The organism is Bosea sp. 685, assembly GCF_031884435.1.
GTDB lineage: Bacteria > Pseudomonadota > Alphaproteobacteria > Rhizobiales > Beijerinckiaceae > Allobosea.
Window position 1 is genome coordinate 840,311 of record NZ_CP134779.1, and the last position, 21,210, is coordinate 861,520.

Here is a 21,210-nt window from a genome sequence, read left to right on the forward strand (position 1 = left end):
CCCGAGAACCTCGTTGAAGAGATGCCCGGGTCAGGCCCGAGCATGACGTGCTGCGCTTAAGAGGACTTCTTCTTGCGGAGCGCGTCGACGAACTTGTTCAGCTCGATGATCGGGTCGTAGGCCTTGTTGTCGACGGCGACGAGCGGGCCCTGCTTGCCTTCATAGATCTTGTCGAAGGCGACCTTGTCCTTGGTGGCGAGGTTCAGCACCGCGTCGCGGATCGAGGCCTTGAGCGGCTCCGGCAGCTCCGAGAGATAGGCCATCGGCGAGTTCACGATCTGCGCCGACTTGTAGATGATCCGGAAATCCTCGGCCTTGACCATGTTCTTGCGGGCCATACGCAGGAGATTCGATTCCTGCTCGTCGTTCCACCAGTTGGCGGCGACGTCGACAGTGCCCTGGCCGAGCGCGATCACGGCGTTCTCATGGCTGCCGGTGTAGACGACCTTGGAGAAATAGGTCTCGGGCTCGATCTTCATGCCGTCGAGCGCGAAGCGCGGCACGTTGTTACCGGAGGTCGAGTTGGGGTCGACCAGGCCGAGATTCTTGCCCTTGAGGTCGGCGATCGTCTGATAGGGCGAATCCTTCTTCACGTAGAAGACCGAGTAGTAGCCCTTGGTGCCGTCGAGATTGGTCTCGATCGCGAAGGCGTCGATCTTGGCGCCGGTCATCAGCGCGCGGGCGAAGGAGGAGGGGCCGTACATGCCGATATGGATATTGCCGGCGCGCTGGCCTTCGATCAGGGCGGCATAGTCGCTGGCGATGCGCAGCGTGACCTTGGTGCCGAGCTCCTTGGCGAGATAGTTGACGAAGGGGGTGTAGCGTTCGACGACGCCCGACGCGTTCTCGGCCGGGATGATGGCGAAGATGATCTCGGGATATTTCGCCTTCCAATCCTGGGCGAAGGCGGGGGCGGCGAGCGAGGCGGCGAAGGCCGCGGTCGCGAGGGTGAGCGTATGACGACGGGTCAGCATGGTGAGCTCCTGTTGCTGTCGGTTTGATGCGTTTTCTGGGCGGGCGTTCCCGACTGGGCTGGCCCGGTCAGGCGACGTTCTGCTTGGCGCGCTGGGCCTCGGACACCGCGATGGCGTCGAGCGCATCGAGCGCTTCGGCGCCGGCATCCTTGGCCTCGATGCCGTAGAGCTCGGCCGCGATCTCGGTGGTCAGCGCATGGGGCGGGCCGTCGAAGACGACCTTGCCGGCGGCCATGCCGATCAGGCGGTCGCAATATTTCGAGGCGATGTCGAGATGGTGCAGATTGCAGACGACGGTGATGCCGTCCTCGCGATTGATGCGGAACAGCGCATCCATCACGACCTGGGTGTTGCGCGGATCGAGCGAGGCGATCGGCTCGTCGGCGAGGATGACCTTGGGCTCCTGTACGAGGGCACGCGCGATGGCGACGCGCTGCTGCTGTCCGCCCGACAGCGTCTCGGCGCGCTGGGCGAGCAGATGGCCCATATCGAGCCGCTCCAGCGCGGCGATGGCGCGGATCTTGTCGTCCTGCGAGAAGCTCTTGACCAGGGTCAGGGCCACTGAGCGATGGTTCAGCCGGCCGAGCAGGACATTGGTCAGCACGTCGAGACGGCCGACGAGATTGAACTGCTGGAAGATCATCGCCGTGTCGCGGCGCCAGGCGCGAAGGCTCGCGCCCTTGAGCGCGGTCACGTCGCGCTCCTCGCAGACGATGCTGCCGCTGGTCGCGTCGGCGAGGCGGTTGAGCATGCGCAGCAGCGTCGACTTGCCGGCGCCGGAGCGCCCGATGACGCCGACCATCTCGCCCTTGGGGATGGACAGCGTGACGTTGTCGACGGCGTTCTTGTCGCCGAAGCGTTTGGTCAGGCCTTCGATCCGAAGCATGCCGAATTCCGTTCGTCGGCCAAGCGCGACATCGCCCGGAGCGGCCGAGGGCCGTCCGGGGTCGCGCTTTCGAACGGGATGATCAGCTAGCCAGCGCAGATGACAGGGCGGTGACAGGAGGGGAGGGCTATGCACAGAGCTCTGTTTCAGAGCCAGGTGCCAGGTTCCCGCACGCCGTCGGCTTGAGGTTCGTAGATCGCGACATAGCGTCCTTCGATCAGGATGCGTGCGGTCTGACTGAGCTCCGGCCGCGGCGCGCCGATACCGGGTTGCTCGGCTGCCAGCGCAATCTTCGCGACGATACGGCGGATGACACCGTCGGCCGCGGTCACGTTGTCGGCCGCGATCGCGAACCAGATATCTTCTAGAGGCTGTTATGGACTCTGGGGGTGATTTGACGCTGGCGATTTTGCGCGAATGCCAGGAGTTCGAGGACGCAAGCCTTCCGGCTTGCTACGAAGAACGACGCCGCAGTCGCGCAAAAGCGCCGCGCCTTTCGGGTGAGGTGAAAACGGCGGAGCTGCAGCGTCGCATCGCTTGCCGATACGGACGTATCGGCGGCGCAATGCTCCTCCCATCTCCGCCGTTTTGACCTCATCAAGTCGCCCCCAGAGTCCATAACAGCCTCTGGGTCTTGCTCTGCGCGAGGGGAGTACTCAGCCTCGGCCACGTCCGGCCGCCTTGGCCTTGAAGCCTGTGAGCAAAGCTTCGACATCGAGCTTGCGGCCTGGCCCGCTCGCCAAGCCTTCCTCATAGGCCTGTTTCAATCTGGCGATGTCGAGCGAGCGTAGCTCTTCCTGCCGCTCCCAGAGCCGCAAGGCTTCCCGAATGACCTCGCTGTTGGACGCGTAGTTCCCGGATTCGACCGCGCCCTGAACGCGCTCGACCTGTTGCGGAGACAGCGAAATGGTCAAAGTTCGCATGGTCTGATGTTTCATTCGGTAACGATAATACTAAGCGAAACTAACAACAACGCTTAGGAGAAAGGCGAAGAGGTCTTACAATCCCAAGCCCGTCAGCCCTGGATGATCCGTCGGCCTGATCCGCCCCTCCCAGAGGAACTTGCGGTCGCTTTCCTCGATCTGCACATCGTTGATGCTGGCCTCACGCCGGCGCATCAAGCCGTTCTCATCGAACTCCCATTGCTCGTTGCCATGCGAACGGAACCAGTTTCCGGCATCGTCATGGTGCTCATAGGCGAAGCGCACGGCAATGCGGTCGTTGTGGAAAGCCCAGACCTCCTTGATCAGGCGGTACGCGATCTCCTTGGCCCATTTGCGTTGGAGGAAGGCGACGATCGCCTCGCGGCCCGAGAAGAACTCGGCCCGGTTTCGCCAGCGACTGTCCTGGGTATAGGCGAGGGAGACGCGCTGCGGGTCGAGCGAGTTCCAGGCGTCTTCGGCCATGCGGGCCTTCTGGGCGGCCGTCTCGGCCGTGAAGGGTGGCAAGGGCGGGCGTTGCTGCGACATCTCGGCTCCTCCGGTGAAGAGCCGATCAGAGGTGGAAACCGCAGCCCGCGCAATCTCCTTGAAAAGCGGGCTCCGCTCAGGCCGGCGCGACACCGCGCAGGAGCATCTCGACGCAGGAGCGGACATAGGCCTTGCGCTCGCTGGCGGGGATGGCGGGCATGCCGAGCAGCCCGCGAACCTGGTGGAAGCCGCGCAACATGCCGATGAACTGCTCGGCCATGCGCCTTGCCTGCGCATTGGAGATGGGATGCGTCAATCCGTCACGCAGTTGTGATCGCTGCACCAGCAGGGCCGCGAGGTCGCTGATCATGCGCTCGACGCCGGCCTCATAGGCGGTCCGTCCGAGGTCTGGAAAGCGCGCGGCCGCGCTCAGCACCAGCCGGTGCAGATCGAGCGCCGCGGGGTGCAGCATCGTCGCCAGCGTATCCTCGCCGAGACGGGTCAGGATGCTCGCCAGATCAGCGCCGGCCTTGCGCGGCTTACGCAGCGGAATCGTCAGCTTTTCAGTGAGTTCGGCACAGATCGCACGGAACAGCGCCTGCTTGTCGGTGAAGTGGCTGTAGATGGTCTGCTTGGAGACGCCGGCGCGATGGGCGATCTGGTCGAGGCTGGCGCGCTCGAAGCCTTCGGCCAGGAACATCTCGGCTGCGGCCTTGGTGATGGCGCTGTGCTTGTCGGGCCGCGACAGCTCGGCAGGCATGCGCACATAATCCTGCGCATCCGTCGGCGTGGACCGGAGAGAGTTGGCCTCAGACATGCTTCCGCCCATAAAGGCCCTTATCAGACTGGACCGTCCAGTCTAGGTTAGTGCCGCGATCCCGGAGCGTCCAGTGTCATGAAGCGGTTTGTCCTACTCATCCTGATCGCCGGTCTGGCGGGTGGCGGCTATTATGGCTACCGCAGCTATCAGGCCAGCCTGCAGCCGTCGCAGGCGCGTGCGGCCGCCCCGCCGCCGGCCGGCGTGCCGGTCGAGATCGGTAAGATCGAGGTTACGACCGTCTATGAGGAGGTCGAGGCCCTGGGCACGCTCGCCGCCGACGAATCGGTGGTGATCGCGCCCGAGATCGCCGGCCGCGTCATCGCGCTCGGCTTCAAGGAAGGCGAGCGCGTCCAGAAGGGCCAAGAGCTGGTCAAGCTCGACACGGCCATCCTCGATGCCGAACTCAAGCAATTGCAGGCGGATCTGAGCCTGGCGCGCGACACCTTCCAGCGTAACCAGTCACTGGTCCAGCGTGGCGCCGGCACGCAGGTCGCGCTCGAACAGGCGACCGCCCAACTCGCCTCCAACGAGGCCCGCGTCCAGCTCTCCCAGGCCAAGCTGGCGCAGTCGACCCTGACCGCGCCGTTCCATGGCGTCGTCGGCCTGCGCTCGGTCAGCGTCGGCGACTATGTTTCTGTCGGCAAGCAATTGATCACCCTGACCAATATCGACCCGATCAAGGTCGATTTCCGCGTGCCCGAGATTTTCCTCGCCCGGGTCAAGGTCGGCCAAACCATTCAGGTGAAGCTCGACGCCGTGCCGGGACGAGACTTTGCCGGCAAGATCTTCGCGATCGATCCGGTGGTCGACGTCAATGGCCGTGCCATCCGCCTGCGCGCCACGATCCCCAATGCCGATCTCTTGCTGAAGCCGGGCCTCTTTGCCCGCATCGTCATCGTCATCGACCAGCGCGAGAACGCCCTGATCATCCCCGAGACCGCCGTGGTGCCCGACGGCGTCGGCAAGATCGTCTACATCGTCGAGAACGGCAAGGCCAAGCGCGTCTCGGTCGAGCTCGGCAAGAGACTGCCGGGCAAGGTCGAGATCGTGAAGGGGCTGACCCCCCAGATGCAGCTCGTCAGCGCCGGGCAGATGCGCCTGCGTGACGGCGCGACGGTGGCGATCAAGAACGCCCAACCGGCGTTACAGACCAGTGCGGCCGAAACCGCCCCAGTGAGCGCGCTGCGATGAGCCTGTTCGAGCTCTTCGTCCGCCGGCCCGTCCTCTCGACGGTCCTGAGCCTGCTCGTCATCCTGATCGGCGTCGTCTCCTATACGCGCCTGACGGTGCGCGAATATCCCAATATCGACGAGCCGATCGTCTCGGTGCGCACGACCTATACCGGCGCCTCGGCCGAGATCATCGAGACGCAGGTCACGCAGATCCTGGAGAACTCGATCGCCGGCATCGAGGGCATCGAAATCATCTCCTCGACCAGCCGGCAGGAGAGCAGCAACATCTCGGTGCGCTTCCGCCCGGATGTCGATCCCGATGTCGCCGCCTCCGATGTGCGCGACCGCGTCAGCCGCGTGCGCGGCCGCATGCCCACCGAGATCGACGAGCCGATCATCGCCAAGGTCGAGGCCGACGCCCAGCCGATCATGTATCTCTCGCTGATCAGCTCGCGCCACAACCCGCTCGAACTGACCGATTTCGCCGACCGCTTCATCACCGACCGCGTCCAGAATATCACCGGCGTCGCCGAGGTCCGCATCCAGGGCGAGCGCCGCTACGCCATGCGAATCTGGCTCGATCGCGCCCGAATGGCGGCCTACGCCATCACCGTGCAGGAAATCGAGGCGGCGCTGCGGGCGCAGAATGTTGAGATCCCGTCCGGCCGCATCGAGAGCAACCATCGCGAATTCACGGTGCTCTCGCAGACCAGCCTGACGACGCCCGAGCAGTTCGAGCAGATCGTCGTCAAGGACGCCAACGGCTTCCCGGTCAAGCTGCGCGATGTCGCCAAGGTCGAGCTCGGCGCGCTGGCCGAGCGCAACGCCGCCTGGTTCTCCGGCAAGGCCTCGGTCACGATCGGCATCGTCAAGCAGGCGACGGCGAACCCGCTCGACGTTTCGGCCGGCATCCGCGCCGCTCTGCCCGAGATCATCGACGATCTGCCCGACGGCATGGGGATCGAGACCTCCTACGACACCTCGATCTTCATCGACCGCTCGATCGAGGCGGTCTATCGGACGGTCGGCGAGGCGGTTCTCCTCGTCGTGCTGATCATCTTCCTGTTCCTGCGCTCGGCGCGCGCGACGCTGATCCCACTGGTCACGATTCCGGTTTCGCTGATCGGCTCCTTTGCGCTGATGTATGCCTTCGGCTTCACCGTGAACACGCTGACGCTGCTCTCGATGGTGCTCGCCATCGGCCTCGTCGTCGACGACGCCATCGTCGTGCTGGAGAATGTCCACCGTCATATCGAGGACGGCATGGAGGCCAACAAGGCGGCGGTGCGCGGCATCAACGAGATCGCCTTCGCCGTTATCGCGATGACGCTGACGCTGGTCGCGGTCTATGCGCCGATGGCGTTCTCGACCGGGCGCACCGGCAAGCTCTTCGTCGAATTCGCCTTGACGCTGGCTGGCGCCGTTCTGGTCTCGGGCTTTGTCGCGCTGACGCTGACGCCGATGATGTGCGCCAAGCTGCTCAAGCATGAAAGCTCGCATGGGCGGCTCTACAACCTGCTCGAAGCCGGGTTCGAGGCGATGTCGCGCGGCTATCGCCGCTCGCTGCGGGCGGCGCTCGCGATACGCCCCGTCATCGTCCTGCTGGCGCTCTGCGTGGCCGGCGGTAGCTACTACTTCTTCACGCATCTGCGCTCGGAGCTCGCGCCGGTGGAAGATCGCGGCTCGATCACCGCGATCGGCGTGGCGCCCGAAGGCGCGACGCTGGCCTTCACCGCCGATTACGCGCGCCGCGTCGAAGAGTTCTTCTCCAAGTTGCCGGAGGTGCAGAACTACCTCGTCATTGTCGGGTTTCCCGATGTGACGCGCGCCATCGCCTTTGCCCGGCTGAAGCCCTGGGAGGAGCGCACGCGCAAGCAGCAGGATATCGTCACCGAAATCAACAAGGGGCTCTCGCAGATCCCCGGCATCCGGCTCTTTGCGACGAACCCGCCCTCGCTCGGCCAGGGCGGCGCCAACAGCAAGCCGGTCGAGTTCGTGCTGCGCTCGTCGGAGCCTTACGAGCAGATCAAGGGCTATGTCGACCAGGTTCTGGCGGAGGTCGCGGGTTCGCCGGTGCTGACCAACATCGAATCCAACCTGATCCTCGACAAGCCGCAGCTCAGGGTCTCGATCGATCGTCAGCGCGCCGCCGATCTCGGGGTCGGCGTCGATGTGATCGGGCGCACCATGGAGACGCTGCTGGGCGGCCGGCAAGTGACGCGCTTCAACATGAATGGCGAGCAATACGACGTCGTCGTCCAGGTCGCGGGTCAGGACCGCAATACGCCCCAGGCGATGCAGTCGATTTATCTGATGGGCCGCAACGGCGTGACGGTGCAGTTGTCGAGCCTGGTTTCGATCGAGGAGAACGTCGCTCCCAAGGAACTGATCCGCTTCAACCAGCTCCGCTCCGCTACCATCACGGCGGTGCCGGGGGCGGGCTATTCGCTGGGCGATGCGCTCAGCGTGCTGGAGCAGGCCTCGGCCAAGGTGCTGCCTAAGACGGTGCAGATCGACTATTCCGGCCAGAGTCGCGAGTTCAAGCAGTCGGGCTCCTCGATCGCGATCGTCTTCCTGCTGGCGCTGGGTTTCATCTATCTGGTGTTGGCGGCGCAGTTCGAGAGCTTCGTTGATCCGGTGGTGATCATGGTCTCGGTGCCGCTCTCGCTGACGGGCGCGCTCGCAGCCTTGTACTTCACCGGCGGCACCATGAACGTCTACAGCCAGATCGGCCTGATCACGCTGGTCGGCCTCATCACCAAGCACGGCATCCTGATCCTCGAATTCACCAACCAATTGCGTGAAGAGGGCAAGGAGACGGTCGATGCTTTGGTCGAGGCGGCGGAGCTGCGTCTGCGGCCGATCCTGATGACGACGGGCGCGATGGTGCTCGGCGCGCTGCCGCTCGCCTTGGCGCATGGTGCGGGCGCGGAAAGCCGCTCGCAGATCGGCTGGGTCATCGTTGGCGGCATGAGTTTCGGCACGCTCTTGACGCTCTATGTGGTGCCGGTGGCCTATACGTACCTGGCGCGGGCGAAGCGCTCGGTGCACGGGCATGCCGTACACGAGCCGCATCCGGCGCCGGCGGAATAGTCGGCGCTTCCCCGTCATTGCGAGCGCAGCGAAGCAATCCAGAAGGGCTCACTGGATCCCCTTGGATTGCTTCGTCGCTGCGCTCCTCGCAATGACGAAAAGCGCTACTGCAGCCGCACCGACACACTCTCGCTCGCGCCGGTGCCGTCGATCACCGAGATCCGGACGAAGCCCTTTCCGGACGGTTGCCAGGCGGCTTCGCGGCGGCGGGTCGGCTCCAGCACGGGCGCGCCGTCGACAAGCCAGGTATAGGGCGGCGCACCGCCTGCGACCTTGAGGTTGAGCTGGCCGCGGCCGTCGAGCGCGGAAGCGGCGAGGTCGATCCGCGCGCCTTCCGGCGGGAAGGCTAGTTTCAGCACCGGCGTTGTCATCGCGGCGATCGTCTTGGGTACATCCTGGCGCAGATGGCGCAAGGGCGGCGGCAGATGCGCCGCGGTCGCGATGATCGCATTGGGCGGCTGCGGGAAGGGGCGGGGATCGATGCCGGCCCGGGCGAAGGCGTCGAACAGGATTGGCGCCGCGACCACGCGCCCGACGAGTCCGGGCACCGCGCCGTTGTCGGCCCGCCCGACCCAGACGCCGATGGTGTGCTTGCGGTCGAAGCCGACCGCCCAGGCATCGCGATAGCCATAGGATGTGCCGGTCTTGTAAGCGATGCGGCCGGGCAGGGCGTTGAGTGGGGCAGGCGCGCCAAGCAAGGTATCGGTGACATACCAGGCCGCGACGGGGTCGACGAGGCGAGGCAAGGGTTCACTCGCTTGGCTCTCGGCTTTCAGCCGAAGCGGCGTCATTTCGCCGCCGCGCGCGAGCCCGACATAAAGCCGCGTCAAATCCTGCAGCGTGATCCCCAGGCCACCGAGGCCGACAGCCAAGCCCGGCGCGCCGCCCTCCTTCGGCATGGCGATGGCCGCGCCGGCGTCGCGCAGCCGCGACAGGAAACGCTGCGGCCCGAGCGCGGATAACAGCTCGACAGCGGGGACGTTGAGCGAGAGCTGCAAGGCTTTTCGCGCGCTCACCATGCCCTGGAAGCTCAGGTCGAAATTCTCAGGCACATAGATGCCGTAGCGCGCCGGTCGGTCCTCCAGCATCGTCTCGGGATGGGCGATGCCGTTGTCGAAGGCGAGCGCATAGATGAAGGGCTTCAGCGCCGAGCCGGGCGAACGCAGGGCCCGCGTCAGGTCGAGCGAACCGGCACGCTCGGCGGCGAAATAATCGACGCCGCCGACCGAGGCGCGGATCTCGCCGGTCTCATTATCGGCGACGAGAATGGCGATCGAGACCTGGGCTGCGAGCCCTGTACTGCGCTCGCGGGCGAGGCTCTCCAGATTGGCCTGGAGCCGGCCGTCGATGGTGAGCCTGTGGGCATGGGCGCCTGGGGCTTCCGCCACGACCTGCTCGGCGACATGAGGGGCGAGATTCGGGAACGGTTTGCGCGTCGCAGGGATCGCTTCAGTACGCGCGGCCGCGACCTCGGAAGCTGTTGCGAGCCCCGCCGCCTCGACACGCGCCAGCACCCGTTCGCGGGCCTTGCGGGCGGCCTCGTTGAGGCGGTCGGGCCGGCGCGTCTCGGGCGATTGCGGCAGGGCGACGAGCAGCGCCGCTTCCGCTGTGGAAAGGCGCTTCGGCTCCTTGCCGAAATAGGCGAAGCTCGCGGCGCGCACACCTTCGAGATTGCCGCCGAAGGGGGCGAGCGTCAGGTAAAGGTCGAGAATTCCTCGCTTGTCGAAGCGGCGCTCGAGCTCGATCGCGCGGATGAGCTGGCGCAGCTTGGCGGATAGCGAGCGCTCCTCGCGCGGCTCCAGCAGACGCGCGACCTGCATGGTCAGGGTCGAGCCGCCGGAGACCACGCGCCCGCTCATCAACATCTGGCCGGCGGCGCGGGCGAGCCCGAGCGGGTCGATGCCCCAATGCGTGTCGAAGCGCTTGTCCTCATAGGCCTTGAGCATGGCGAGGTAGCGCGGATCGACATCCTCAGTGGTGACGGGGAGCTTCCAGCGCCCGTCATCGGTCAGGAAGGGCCGCAGCAGCTTGCCCTCGCGGTCGAGCACGACGGTCGAGCGGTCGGAGGCGGCGGCGAGGTCTAGCGGCGGCAGGGAGGCGGCGTAGGCGAGGAGGGCGGCTGTGGCGGCTGTCGCGACGAGGCCAAGAGCGGCTGCGGTGATCTTCAGTTTACGAAAGCGGCGGGTGCCTCTCCCTTCTCCCCTTGCGGGAGAAGGTGGCTCGGCGAAGCCGAGACGGATGAGGGGGCTCGCGACCTTTCCGATAAGCGTGTGAAGCGAGAGACGCCAATGATGAAGGGCACGGCGCCCCCTCACCCCAACCCTCTCCCGCACCAAAGTCGGGTGTTCCCTACTTTGGCATCCATCTCTGCCCATCTCGGGCAAGCCCGAGATGGGTGGGAGAGGGAGCTCTGTCGCGGCCCGTCTTTCGTCCCGCGCTTCCATGGCCAGATTACCGCGCCGACGAAATATCCACCGTTCCGAACGCGGTCCGCCCGAAACGATCCGGCCTGTACATGTCCTCGATCACGCCCGCCGGCGCGACATAGCGGCCGGGCGAGACGGCCCGGGCGATATAGGCGACGGTAAAGGCGAGCTTCTGGCTGTTCGACCCGTCACGGTCGAAGGCCGCGACATAGCGGTCGTCGCGGGCCTCTGTGTATACCGGGGTCACCTCCTGCTTCAGCCAGTCGAGCCCCGCGACGGAGGCGCCCTCGGTCAGGTTGGCGTTCTCGATCTCGAGCCCGGCCGGCACGGGATCGACCAGCAGCACCCGGCCATAGCGTGGGGCGGGTTCAGTGACGTTCAGGGCCACGACATAGCGCTCGTTCTGGCGCAATCGCGCCGGATCGGCCTTCTCGCCGTTCATGGTGTAGATCACCCGCTCCAGGCCAAAGCCCTGGTTCAGCGCCGGCTCCGCGCCGGTCGGAATGCCCGAGACGGTGATCACGGCCTGTGCAGCGGCGGCGCCCGGATTGGCGACGGTCAACGGCTTGGCCTCCAGCGCCTCGGTGGAGATGGTGCGGTAGAGCGGTCCCTTGCGCTCGGCGCCATCGACTGTGAGCGTCATGCCCTCGGCGTCCTTCGCCAGCGCCTGGGCGGCGACGACCATCCACATCTGCTCCTGCGTCGAGGTGTAGCGTGCACCGCCGCGCGCCGTGTCGACGATCGCGGCGGCGCGGGTGATGTCGGCGCGCTCGCCATTGGCTTCGGCGATCAAGGCGAGCACGCCCGCCCCGTCGCGCAGGCGCGTGCCGTAATCGGGGCGCGAAAGACCATCGTCGCGCGCGTCCTGCAGCAGGCCGAGCGCGCTGGTGAAGGCGGCGCGGCCGCGGCCACGATCGCCCAGCGCCGAGAGCGCGGCGCCGATCTGCCCGCGCGCCAATGGCGTCGCGAAATCGGAGAGCTTGTTGTCGGCGAGATAGCGCAGATCGCCCATCACCGGTCGGCCGTTGCGGGCAAGCACATAGAGCGCGTAGGCGATGCCGGCGGCCTCCTCCTTGTTGATCTCGCTGGTGTTGACGACCTGATTGCGCAGGCGGTCGAGAGCGAGATTGAAGGCGATCTGCGGCACCTGGAACTGGCGCTCACGGGCCCGCGTCAGGAAATCCGCGACGAAGGCGTCGAGCCAGAGATCCTCGCCGCCGACACTCCACAGCCCGAAGGAGCCGTTGGCGCCCTGGCGGGCGAGCACGCGCTCGATCGCGCCATTGACCCGCTCATCGGCATTGGCGTCGAGCGCGAGGTTTTCCAGCGTGGCGAGCTTGTTGACCGAGAGCAGCGGCAAGGCGCGGCTCACCGTCTGCTCGGTGCAGCCATAGGGGTAGCGGTCGAGCGCCTTCAACAGCGCCGGCACGTCAAGCGAGGCGAGCGGCGAGACCGAGACGGAGACCTGCCCGGAATTGGGCACGAGATCGGCCATCAGGTCGGAGGAGACCGTGATCGAGCCGCCATTGCCGGGGATCGGCCGGACGATGCGCCGCGCGATCGTATTGGCAGAGGGTTGCACGCGCACGGCGAGGTTCTGCACCGTCCCGATGCCGCCAGGCCCGGTGATGCGGACATCGAATTCGGCGCGGCCGAGACCCGCTGCCGTGACCGGTATGGTGAGCTCGCTCTTGGCGCCGGCCGCGAGCTGGAGGGTTTTGCGCGTCGCTTCGGCGGCAACCAGCACGGGGCCCCTCACATCGAGATCGACGACATAGGGGCCGGCCGGTCCCTCGACATTGTTGATCGCGAGATGGAAGCGCGACTGGTCGCCGATGGCGAGGAAACGCGGTAGCGTCGCCTGCGCGACGACCTGGTCGCGGATGATGACGTCAGCGCTGGCCTGCCCGGTGCGTCCAGCCGACCATGCGACCGCCATGACACGGACCGAGCCGTTGAAGGCCGGCAGGTCGAAATCGATCTTGGCCATGCCGTTGGCGCCGACCTTGACCACGCCGGAATAACGGGCGAGCGGTTCCTGCGTCGGCTTCTCGCCGCCAAGCGCAGGCGCGCCGTCGCCGCCGGTCCGGATCGCGCCGCGCACGCCCTGCATGCCGTCGATCAGATAGCCATAGAGATCGCGCAGTTCGTGACCGATCTGGCGCTGGCCGAAGAAGAACTTGCTCGGATCGGGCGATTCGAAGCGGGTCAGGTTGAGGATGCCGATATCGACGGCGGCGACCGTGACGAAGGTGTCCTCGCCGGCCCTTGCGCCGGTGACCTTGACCGGCAGTGAGAGCGTTGTCAGCGGGCGCACCAGATTGGGCGCGCCGAGATCGATGGCGAGCGTGCGGTTCTCCTTGCCAATCGCGAACCAGGACAGGCCGATGGCGCGGCCGGGCAGGCGCTGGGCGGCGGTGTCCATCGGGCGGTGCGCCAGCACGACGAGATAGGCGCTCCCGCCCCACTCGGCCTTGACGGGGATCGAGGTCGTCGAGCCGCCAGCGGCGACATCGATGGTACGGATCTCGTTGACGCGGTCGCTGATCACGGCGAGCGTCGCCTTGCCGGCGAAGCGTGGCGCCAGACGCACCTGCATGGTCTCGCCGTCGGCATAGGCGTTCTTGTCGAGCGCGACGTCGAGGACATCGGGCGTATCGGCGGTCTTGTCGGCCTCGTAGCCGACGGTGAAGGACAGCGAGCTTTCGGTGGAATCAGGGCCGTCAGCGGCGACGTCGAGGCGATAATTGCCCCATTGCACCGGGGCCGAGATCGAGGCGGCGGCGTTCGCGCTGACCGCGACCTCGCCATCGGCGACGCGGCGGGTCTGCTTCACGCCCTCAAAATTCCAGCGCCCGTCCTGGAAGAACCACTGATAGTTGCGGGTGACCTTGGACAAGGTCCATTTCACGCCGGGCCGCGCGAGGCGGCGGCCATCGCCATTGGCCATGATGACCTCGAAGCCGGCGGTCTGGCCGTTGCCGAGTTCGCCATCCTTGAACAGCGCCTTGATGCCGAGCGCCGCGCCCTTGGGCACAATCGGCAGCGTCACGGAGCGGGCGATGGCGCGCCCGCCGGGCTCGCCGACACGGATGGTGAATTCGGCCTCGAGCGGGCGGTTGGTCTCGGGCTGGGCGACGGGGTTGGAGACCGTGACCTTGCCGGAGGCGTCGGTCGTGGTGCTTTCCTCGAAATCGGTCTGGACCGGCTGGAACTCCTCATCGGTGAGGCCGACCTGATAGCCGGCGAAGCCGGGGATCGCGCTTTGGGCAGCGGCGCGGATCGTCATCGAGCCGTTGACGTCGAGCTCGGAGCCCGGAGCGCCATAGAGATAGCGCGCATTGACGTCGATCTCGGCCGGCTCTCCCGCCTGCAGCACCGGGGCCTTGGGCGAGAGCGTCAGTTCCAGGCGCTCGGGGACATAGTCCTCGACCAGGAAGGAGGCCTCGCCGATCGCGGGGCCCTTCGGGTCGGCATAGGCCTGGACACGCCAGGTTCCGGTCTGCGCGCCCGACAGCAGCGGGATCGAATGGGCCCGGCCGCCGGCGCCCTGGTCCTCGACCTGGCGGCGGCGATATTCGACGCCGTCGGGCCGCTTGACCACGATGGTCAATGGCAGGCCGGTGACGGCCGCGCCCTTGGCGTCGCGCAGGAGGCTGGTCAGATAAACCGTCTCGCCGGAGCGGTAGACGCCGCGCTCGGTGTAGAGATAGGCGTCGAGGCCTGACGGCGCGACGCGGCCCTTGACGCCGCGATCGGAGAGATCGAACGCGGTCTGCTTCAGATCGAGGAAGCCGTAATCCTCGCCCAGCAGCGCCGTGACGAGACCCGGCGCATTGCCGCCCTGGCCCTTGCCCAGGCCGGCATCGAAGCGGGCATAGCCATTGGCGTCGGAGCGCACCGTCCCCAGCACCTCGTTGTTGCGGGCGAGCAGCCTCAGTTCGGCATTGGCGACGGGCGAGGCGTCGGCGAGCGAGCGCACCAGCACATGCACGCCATCGGGTCCGGAGAAGGAGGTCAGGCCGAGATCGGAGACGACGAACCATTGCGTCGCGCGCGTCGTGCCGTCGTCATAGTCGCTGTCGGAATCGGTCTGCGGCGCGGTCGCGTTGCCGCCGGCGGGCTTGGCGAACATCACATAGACGCCGGGCTGCAGGCGCCCGACTGCCTCGATCACCGGGAAGGCCGTGATCACGTCCTTGTTCAATTCTGACTTCACCTCCATCGAGCCGGTCCAGACGCTCTGGCCCTTGTCGCTGGCGATCTGCTTTGAGGCGTAGGAACCGAGCTGGCCGAGGAAATCGTCGGAATGGACCGAGTTGATCAGGTTGCGGTCGCCGATCCGCATGACTTCGAGATCGAGCCGGTTGGCATTGACGGAGACGACGGGGATGCCCTGCTGGCCAGTTCGCGGCAGGACATAGTTCTTGCCGGTGAACCGCACCGAAGGCGTGCGGTCGCGGACATAGATCTCGTAATCGGCCGATTTCTGCAGCTTCTCGTCGGGGATCGCCGAAGGCACGCCCTGGCGGATGACGAAAGCATAGCGCTCGCCATGGCGCAGGCCGTCGACGCAGATCTGGCGCTCCTCGGCGCTGACGGCGAAATCGCCCTTGCCGCCGGAAATCGCGACATAAGGCGCGAAATCGACGCGGCCGCGCGCCAGCGGCTCGGAGAACTCGAAACAGGCGCGGGGCGAAGCGGCGTCGGCATCGACCTTGTTGGAGAGGATGCGGAAGCCGCGCTTGTCGCGCAGGCTCTCATAGGCGGTGCGCAGGCCGGCATTGTCGGCGAGGTCGAGGCTCAGCCGATAGGTCGTCAGCGCTGGCCGCCAGAGCTCGTTCTTCTCGAAGGTGCGGGCGAGCACGCCCAGCGATGCGGCTTCCTCGGGGCGCGAGCTGGCGCGCTGATAGGCGAGATAGGCGGCCGAGATCGCGCGCTCGCGCAACTCCCAGCGCTCGCGATAATCGCGCGGCTCGATCGCGTTGGCTGCATTCGCCATCAGGCGCCATGCGGCAGCATTGTTGGGCTCGGCGACGACGGCGGCATTGGCCTGGGGCAAGGCGGAGCGGGCATCGCCTCGGGCGAGCGCCGAGGCGCCGATCCGCAGGGCCTCAGTTGCCTGCCTGCCGCTGACCGAGACCTCGCGCTTCAAGCGCTCCTCCAGCCGCTGCCCGTCGGCGGCGAGGTCGTTGCGAACATAGGCCTTCTGGGCCAAAGCGGGCTGCGCGGCGAGCGCCAGACCGAAAAGCAGCGCGAGACGGGCGAGCAGGGTCATGGTCGTGTCCTCTTCGGTCGAGCTTGGGCGTCAATCTCGGCGTGATCCGCGTCCGCCCGATGACAGCTCTGAGCCCGCGGGCAAGCTAGCACCGGCGCTTGCCGACGCAATGCGAAAGGTGCGGATTGCCGGATGAGGCGGGCTCTTACTTGATCTTGCACTTGATCTTGTTCCGCTTCGTCATCGCAGTTGCGGGCGGACGCGATCTGACGCTCAATGCGGCCTCCTTGCTGGGCCGGAGGCATGCGATGGCGAATGCGATCAGAACCCGTTTCGGGCGGGCCGTAGGGTTGGGGCTGGCTCTGGCCGCTCCTGCTTTTGCGCTCCTGCCGTCGATGGCGCTGGCGCAGGCTCCCGCGCCAGCGCCCAATCCCCAGCTTGCCGCGGCGCAGGCGAGCTTCGACGCGCTGCCCGAGGCCGAGCGCAAGGCGATCCAGACCGATCTGATCTGGGCCGGCCTGTTCAGCGCGGCGGTGAGCGGCTCCTATGGCCCGCTGACCTTCCGCGCCATCAATGCGCTGAAGGCTGGGCGCGGCGAGCCCAATGGCGTGCTCTCGCCGGCCGAGCGCACGGCGCTTGCCCAAACGGCCCGCAGCGCGCGCGAAGCGGCGGGGTTTCGCCTGATCGACGACGAGCGCACTGGCATGCGGATCGGCATTCCTGAAAAGGTGCTGCCCAAGCGCGAGGCGACGCCGACCGGAGGCAGCCGTTGGCAGAGCGCCGACGGCAAGATCACGCTCGACGCGACCACGAACCCGCCGGGAGAGACGCTGGACTCGATCTTCGAGAAGGCGACCCTGGTCAACCCCAACAATCCCGGCCGCAAGATCACCTACAAGCTGCTGCGCCCGGATTTCTTCGTGGTCACCGGCGAGACCGCCACGGGCAAGTTCTACCGCCGGCTGGCGTCGGGGCCGCAAGGCCTGCGCGGCTTCTCGATCGGCTATGACAAAACGCTCTCGGCCAGTGTCGACAAGCTGGTGATCGCCATCGCCGGGAGTTTCGAGCCCTTCCCGACCGGGCCTGCGCCGGCGAGCCCGGCGAGTGCGATCGCCAGCGTTGCGGGAGCGTCGTCTCCGATTGTGCGCCCGGCCGCGCCGCCGACCGAGCGCTATGGCGTCGGCCTCGTCATATCCGACAAGGTCGTCGCCACGGCGGCTTCCGCGATCGATAGCTGCCGCTCGCTGCGGGTCGGCGGACGTCCGGCGCGGTTGCGCGCCAAGGATGATGCGAGCGGGCTTGCCTTGCTCGATCTCGATGGCGGGCCGGCACTGACCGCGCTCGGTTCCCGCTCCGAGGCGCTGGGCGAGCGCGAAAACCTCGTCCTGGTGGCGTTCGGCGATGATGCCGGCAAGCGCGCCGCCCTCGCCTTGCCGGGGCAGGCTGTGCGAATCGGGGCGAATGCGGCCGTGTTCGCACCGCTCCAGCCGGGCCAGGCCGGCAGCCCGGTCTTCGACCGGCAGGGCCGCCTGGCAGGGCTGGTCACGGCAAACCCTTCCGACAAGATCCTGATCGCCGGGGTCGCGCCGCAACGGGCCTATGCGGTGGCGGATGCGGCCGCCTTGCAGGCCGTGATCACGAAGGCGGGGCTCTCGCTTCCCGCAGCGGCTGCCGGCGGCGAGCTCAGCACCGGCAGGATCGTCGAGAAGGTCGGCAAGTCGGTACTGCCGGTGGTGTGCGGCCTTTGATGCGCCTAGAGCAATTTCAGATCCAATTGGATCGTTCAATTGCTCTAGGTCTTTGTTTTGGCGAGTTTCCTTCACGCGAACCGGTGTCCACTTCGCTCGAAAACGCGCTAGTCCAGTGGCCTTGAATTACCCGATCACGCCGCTGCCTTTGAGCGTGGCGATCTTGTCTGTGCTCAGGCCGAGATCGGCCAGCACTGTGTCCGTGTCCTGCCCCAATCCAGGTGGGCGGTGGCGCAGGGGCGCGCGCTCGCCGTCGAGACGATAGGGCGGGGCGAGCACAGCGGGCGTGTCGGCATTACCGGCGTCGTCGCTGACCATGCCGGCCTGCGTTGCGCGTTCCGAGCGCAGAGCCTGGTTCAGGCCCAGCACCTCGCCGCAGGGAATGCCGTTGGCGGCAAGGCGTTGCAGCAACAGCGCGCGCGGCCTCACCCGCAGCTCCGCCTCGATCATCGGCAGCAGCTCCGGGCGGTTCTGGGTGCGGAGCAGGTTGGTGGCGAAGCGCGCATCCTCCGCCAGGTCCGGCCGCTCGATCACGGTCCGGCAGAAGCGCTCATACTGGGCGTTGTTGCCGACGGTGATGACGAGCGGGCCGTCGGCGGCGTCGAAGACGCCATAGGGCACGATCGAGGGATGGGCGTTGCCGTAGCGTGGCGGATTCTCGCCCAGTGCCAGTGCTTCCAGACCGTAATAGGAGGTGACCGAGAGGCCGCAATCGAACAGCGCCATCTCGATATGCCGGCCCTTGCCGGTGCGTCCGCGCTGGATCAGCGCAGCCAGCACGGCCTGGGCCGAATATTGCCCGGTGAAGAGGTCGACGATGGCGACACCGAACTTCAGCGGCGGCTGGTCGTCATTGCCATTCATCCCCATCAGCCCGGACTCGCCCTGGATGACGAGGTCGTAGCCGGGGCGCGAGGCTTCCGGCCCATCCGAGCCGTAGCCGGCGATCGAACAGTAGACCAGGCCGGGGTTGAGCGCGCTCAGCGCCTCGTAGCCGAGCCCGAGCTTGTCGGCGCCGCCGGTCTTGAAGTTCTGGATCAGCACGTCGCTCCTGGCGGCGAGGTCGCGCACGATCGCCAGCCCCTCGGGCTTGCCGACATCGACGCCGATCGAGCGCTTGTTGCGGTTGACGCTGTTGAAATAGCAGGTGTTGCGCTCGCCCAGCCGAAAGCCCCAGTCGCGCGTGTCGTCGCCGCGCAGGGGGTGCTCGACCTTGATCACCTCCGCACCGAGATCGGCGAGCACCTGGCCGCACCAGGGCCCGGCGAGGATGCGTGAGAGATCGAGTACGCGGATGCCGGAGAGAGGGAGGTCGAGAGGGGTCATCGGCATGTCACGCTGCTCGTTGGGGCTGCTCAGGCACGAGATAAGCCATCAGATCGCGGTCTTCATACCCGTCCTCGGCCATGATCGCGTTTCGCTGGCACCCTTCATGTGCGAAGCCCAGTTGCGCATAGAGGGCTATGGCGCGCTGGTTGGAGCTGCGAACGGTCAATTCTATGCGCTTAAGCCCGGATGCGGCAGCGCCTGCCATCGCCTGTTGCATCAGCAAGCGACCGAGCCCCAAACCGCGATATTGCGCGAGGATGCCGATGCCGAGCGTGCCGCAGTGGCGTCGGGTCGGTCTGCTGACGTCGCGGACGATGTCGCACCAGCCGACGATGATATCGTCGACGAGCCCGACAAGATGTGTGTTTCCAGTCGCAATATTGGCTTCGACATAGACGACGATGCGCTCGATCGGCGGAGCCTCTTCGAAGGCCAGGTAGCGCCGCTCACGAGCAACCTCGTCGAGCACCTCTCGGAAACGCGACGCGTCAGCGGCAGCGATAGGACGGACAGTCACAACCGGCCTCACGAACCCATCACTCCCTCCAGGCTCGCGGCCAGTGCGATCAGCCGCGGCCGGACCTCGTCCATCAGGAAATCCTGGTCGAGGATCACGGTCGGCGCGCCGCAATTGATCGACATTGGCGGCAGGCCGCCGCCAGGGTGGAAGGCGACCGCGATGGCGCTCACTGTCGGCTGCCATTCGCCGAAGGAGCGGGCGCAGCCCCAGGTCGCGTAGTCTTCCAGCGCCCGGTCGATGCCCTCGCGCAGGCGCGGCCAGGCCGCATCGTCGACCGAATGGATATCCTCCATGATCGCGCGCCTTTCGGCTTCGCTGCAGACGGCGAGATAGGCGCGGCCCATGGCGCTGCGCGCGAGTGAGAGCCTGGAGCCGGTATCCATGTTGAGCGCGATCGCGGCCTCGCCGCGGCAGCATTCGATATAGCGCATGCTGAGCCGCTCACGGACGCCGAGCCCCACCGTAGCGTTGGCGAAGCTCGCGAGGTCGCGCATGCCGACCCGCGCGAGGCGACGGACATCAAGCCCGGCAAGCGCATTGGCCCCGAGCGCGATCAGCGCCGTGCCGAGCCGGTAGCTGCCGGATTCCGGGACATGGTGGAGATAGCCGAGCTTGGTCAGCGTATGGGTCAGGCGCGAGACGGTCGAGCGGGCAAGGCCGCAGCGCGCGGCGATTTCGGAATTGGCGAGCGCCGCCTCGCCGCGCCTGAAGCAGGCCAGCACCTCGAGACCACGCGCCAGCGCCGTGACGAAATGGCGGTCCTCCTTGGGACCGGCGAGATCGTCGGTGTGCGCGTCTGCGTCGGAGTGAGAGCTTGCTTGCAGGGCGGCCTCCATAAGACTCTACCGCTTCAGGAAAGCGGCGAAGGCGGCCTTGGCCTCGGCCGAAAGCAGCCGCTCGCCGAAGAGCCGGCCTTCGGTGGCGATCGTCTCGGCGACATGGGCCGCGTTGCCGCGCTTCAACAGCGATTTCGTCAGCGCGACCGACTCCGGCGGCAGGGCGGCGAGCGCTCTGGCCTTCTCCAGCGCCATGGCAAGCGCGCCGCCCTCCGCGGTCACGGCATTGACGAGGCCGGCCTCGGCTGCGGCTTCAGGTCCGAAGGCCTCGCCCAGCATCAGCAGTTCGGCGGCGCGCTTGCTGCCGGCGATCAACGGCAGGAGATAGCTCGATGCGCCTTCGGGGCTCAGGCCCAGCGCGACGAAAGGCAGGCGGAAGCTCGCGCCCTTGGCCGCGTAGGCGAGGTCGCAATGCAGCAGCATGGTGGTGCCGATGCCGACGGCAAAACCCTCGACCGCCGCGACGACCGGCTTCTTCGCGGTCGAGATCGCGTTGAGGAAATCCATGGCGACGCGCGGGCCGCTGTCGCTGACCGCGGCGAAATCCTTGATATCGTTGCCGCTGGTGAAGCAGCCGCCAGCCCCGGTCAGCACGATTGCGCGGATCTGCGGATCGGCTTCCGCCGCCGCGATCGCGTCGATCAACCCCTGATAGCTGGCACGGTCGAGCGCGTTCTTGCGCTCGGGCCGGTTCATCGTGACCTGAATGAGGCCGGGCAAGACGGTTTGACTTAAGACGGTTTGGCTCAGGATGGTTTCGGTCATGGTCTCATCCTCGG

The 21,210-nt window shown here is 66.7% G+C and carries 15 protein-coding genes; 3 read left to right on the forward strand and 12 right to left on the reverse strand.

What is annotated here, in order from left to right; all coding sequences use genetic code 11:
* Positions 1-56 precede the first annotated feature (56 nt).
* The 6 genes from phnD to RMR04_RS05030 all read right to left on the reverse strand — a co-directional run bounded on the left by phnD (position 57) and on the right by RMR04_RS05030 (position 4,029).
* On the reverse strand, positions 57-974 hold the full coding sequence (phnD, locus tag RMR04_RS05005; RefSeq protein ID WP_311913307.1) for a phosphonate ABC transporter substrate-binding protein: 918 nt from the start codon (positions 972-974) through the stop codon (positions 57-59).
* Between the two features lie 67 nt (positions 975-1,041).
* Positions 1,042-1,860 (reverse strand): phosphonate ABC transporter ATP-binding protein, encoded by an 819-nt coding sequence (gene phnC / locus RMR04_RS05010; RefSeq protein ID WP_311913308.1) that lies wholly within the window; start codon positions 1,858-1,860, stop codon positions 1,042-1,044.
* Between the two features lie 146 nt (positions 1,861-2,006).
* The gene (locus RMR04_RS05015; protein ID WP_311913310.1) at positions 2,007-2,192 is read right to left on the reverse strand and encodes a type II toxin-antitoxin system RelE/ParE family toxin; all 186 of its coding nucleotides are present in this window, start codon (positions 2,190-2,192) and stop codon (positions 2,007-2,009) included.
* Between the two features lie 324 nt (positions 2,193-2,516).
* Entirely contained in the window at positions 2,517-2,783 is a 267-nt protein-coding gene (locus tag RMR04_RS05020; RefSeq protein WP_311913311.1) for a type II toxin-antitoxin system ParD family antitoxin, read from the reverse strand.
* Positions 2,784-2,858: 75 nt separating this feature from the next.
* Entirely contained in the window at positions 2,859-3,329 is a 471-nt protein-coding gene (locus RMR04_RS05025) for a nuclear transport factor 2 family protein (protein WP_311913312.1), read from the reverse strand.
* 76 nt (positions 3,330-3,405) lie between these two features.
* A complete protein-coding gene (locus RMR04_RS05030) occupies positions 3,406-4,029 on the reverse strand; it encodes a TetR/AcrR family transcriptional regulator (RefSeq protein WP_311913314.1) in 624 nt (207 codons plus the stop codon).
* Positions 4,030-4,164: 135 nt separating this feature from the next.
* Between RMR04_RS05030 and RMR04_RS05035 the strand changes: the two genes are divergently transcribed.
* Entirely contained in the window at positions 4,165-5,280 is a 1,116-nt protein-coding gene (locus RMR04_RS05035) for an efflux RND transporter periplasmic adaptor subunit (RefSeq protein ID WP_311913315.1), read from the forward strand.
* Positions 5,277-8,354 carry an efflux RND transporter permease subunit gene (locus RMR04_RS05040; protein WP_311913317.1) on the forward strand — a complete coding sequence of 1,026 codons (3,078 nt, stop codon included), beginning with the start codon at positions 5,277-5,279 and terminating at the stop codon, positions 8,352-8,354. The genes RMR04_RS05035 and RMR04_RS05040 overlap by 4 nt, the downstream gene beginning before the upstream one ends.
* A gap of 104 nt (positions 8,355-8,458) precedes the next feature.
* Here the strand turns inward: RMR04_RS05040 and pbpC are convergent, their stop codons facing one another.
* Entirely contained in the window at positions 8,459-10,798 is a 2,340-nt protein-coding gene (pbpC, locus tag RMR04_RS05045) for a penicillin-binding protein 1C (RefSeq protein ID WP_410492200.1), read from the reverse strand.
* Between the two features lie 7 nt (positions 10,799-10,805).
* Entirely contained in the window at positions 10,806-16,058 is a 5,253-nt protein-coding gene (locus RMR04_RS05050) for an alpha-2-macroglobulin (RefSeq protein ID WP_311913318.1), read from the reverse strand.
* A gap of 248 nt (positions 16,059-16,306) precedes the next feature.
* Here RMR04_RS05050 and RMR04_RS05055 point away from each other — a divergent pair, with 248 nt between their 5' ends.
* Complete coding sequence (locus RMR04_RS05055; protein ID WP_311913319.1) at positions 16,307-17,746, forward strand: S1 family peptidase; 1,440 nt, start codon at positions 16,307-16,309, stop codon at positions 17,744-17,746.
* Between the two features lie 126 nt (positions 17,747-17,872).
* On the opposite strand, the gene RMR04_RS05060 is transcribed toward RMR04_RS05055, so the two are convergent.
* Genes RMR04_RS05060 through RMR04_RS05075 form a run of 4 tightly spaced genes read right to left on the reverse strand, consistent with a single transcriptional unit; the run spans position 17,873 to position 21,196 of the window.
* Positions 17,873-19,078: a CaiB/BaiF CoA transferase family protein gene (locus RMR04_RS05060; RefSeq protein WP_311913320.1), complete on the reverse strand. Its 1,206-nt coding sequence runs from the start codon at positions 19,076-19,078 to the stop codon at positions 17,873-17,875.
* Between the two features lies 1 nt (position 19,079).
* On the reverse strand, positions 19,080-19,544 hold the full coding sequence (locus tag RMR04_RS05065) for a GNAT family N-acetyltransferase (RefSeq protein WP_311913321.1): 465 nt from the start codon (positions 19,542-19,544) through the stop codon (positions 19,080-19,082).
* 56 nt (positions 19,545-19,600) lie between these two features.
* On the reverse strand, positions 19,601-20,431 hold the full coding sequence (locus RMR04_RS05070; RefSeq protein WP_311913322.1) for an IclR family transcriptional regulator: 831 nt from the start codon (positions 20,429-20,431) through the stop codon (positions 19,601-19,603).
* A gap of 6 nt (positions 20,432-20,437) precedes the next feature.
* Positions 20,438-21,196 carry an enoyl-CoA hydratase-related protein gene (locus tag RMR04_RS05075; protein ID WP_311913323.1) on the reverse strand — a complete coding sequence of 253 codons (759 nt, stop codon included), beginning with the start codon at positions 21,194-21,196 and terminating at the stop codon, positions 20,438-20,440.
* Positions 21,197-21,210 lie beyond the last annotated feature (14 nt).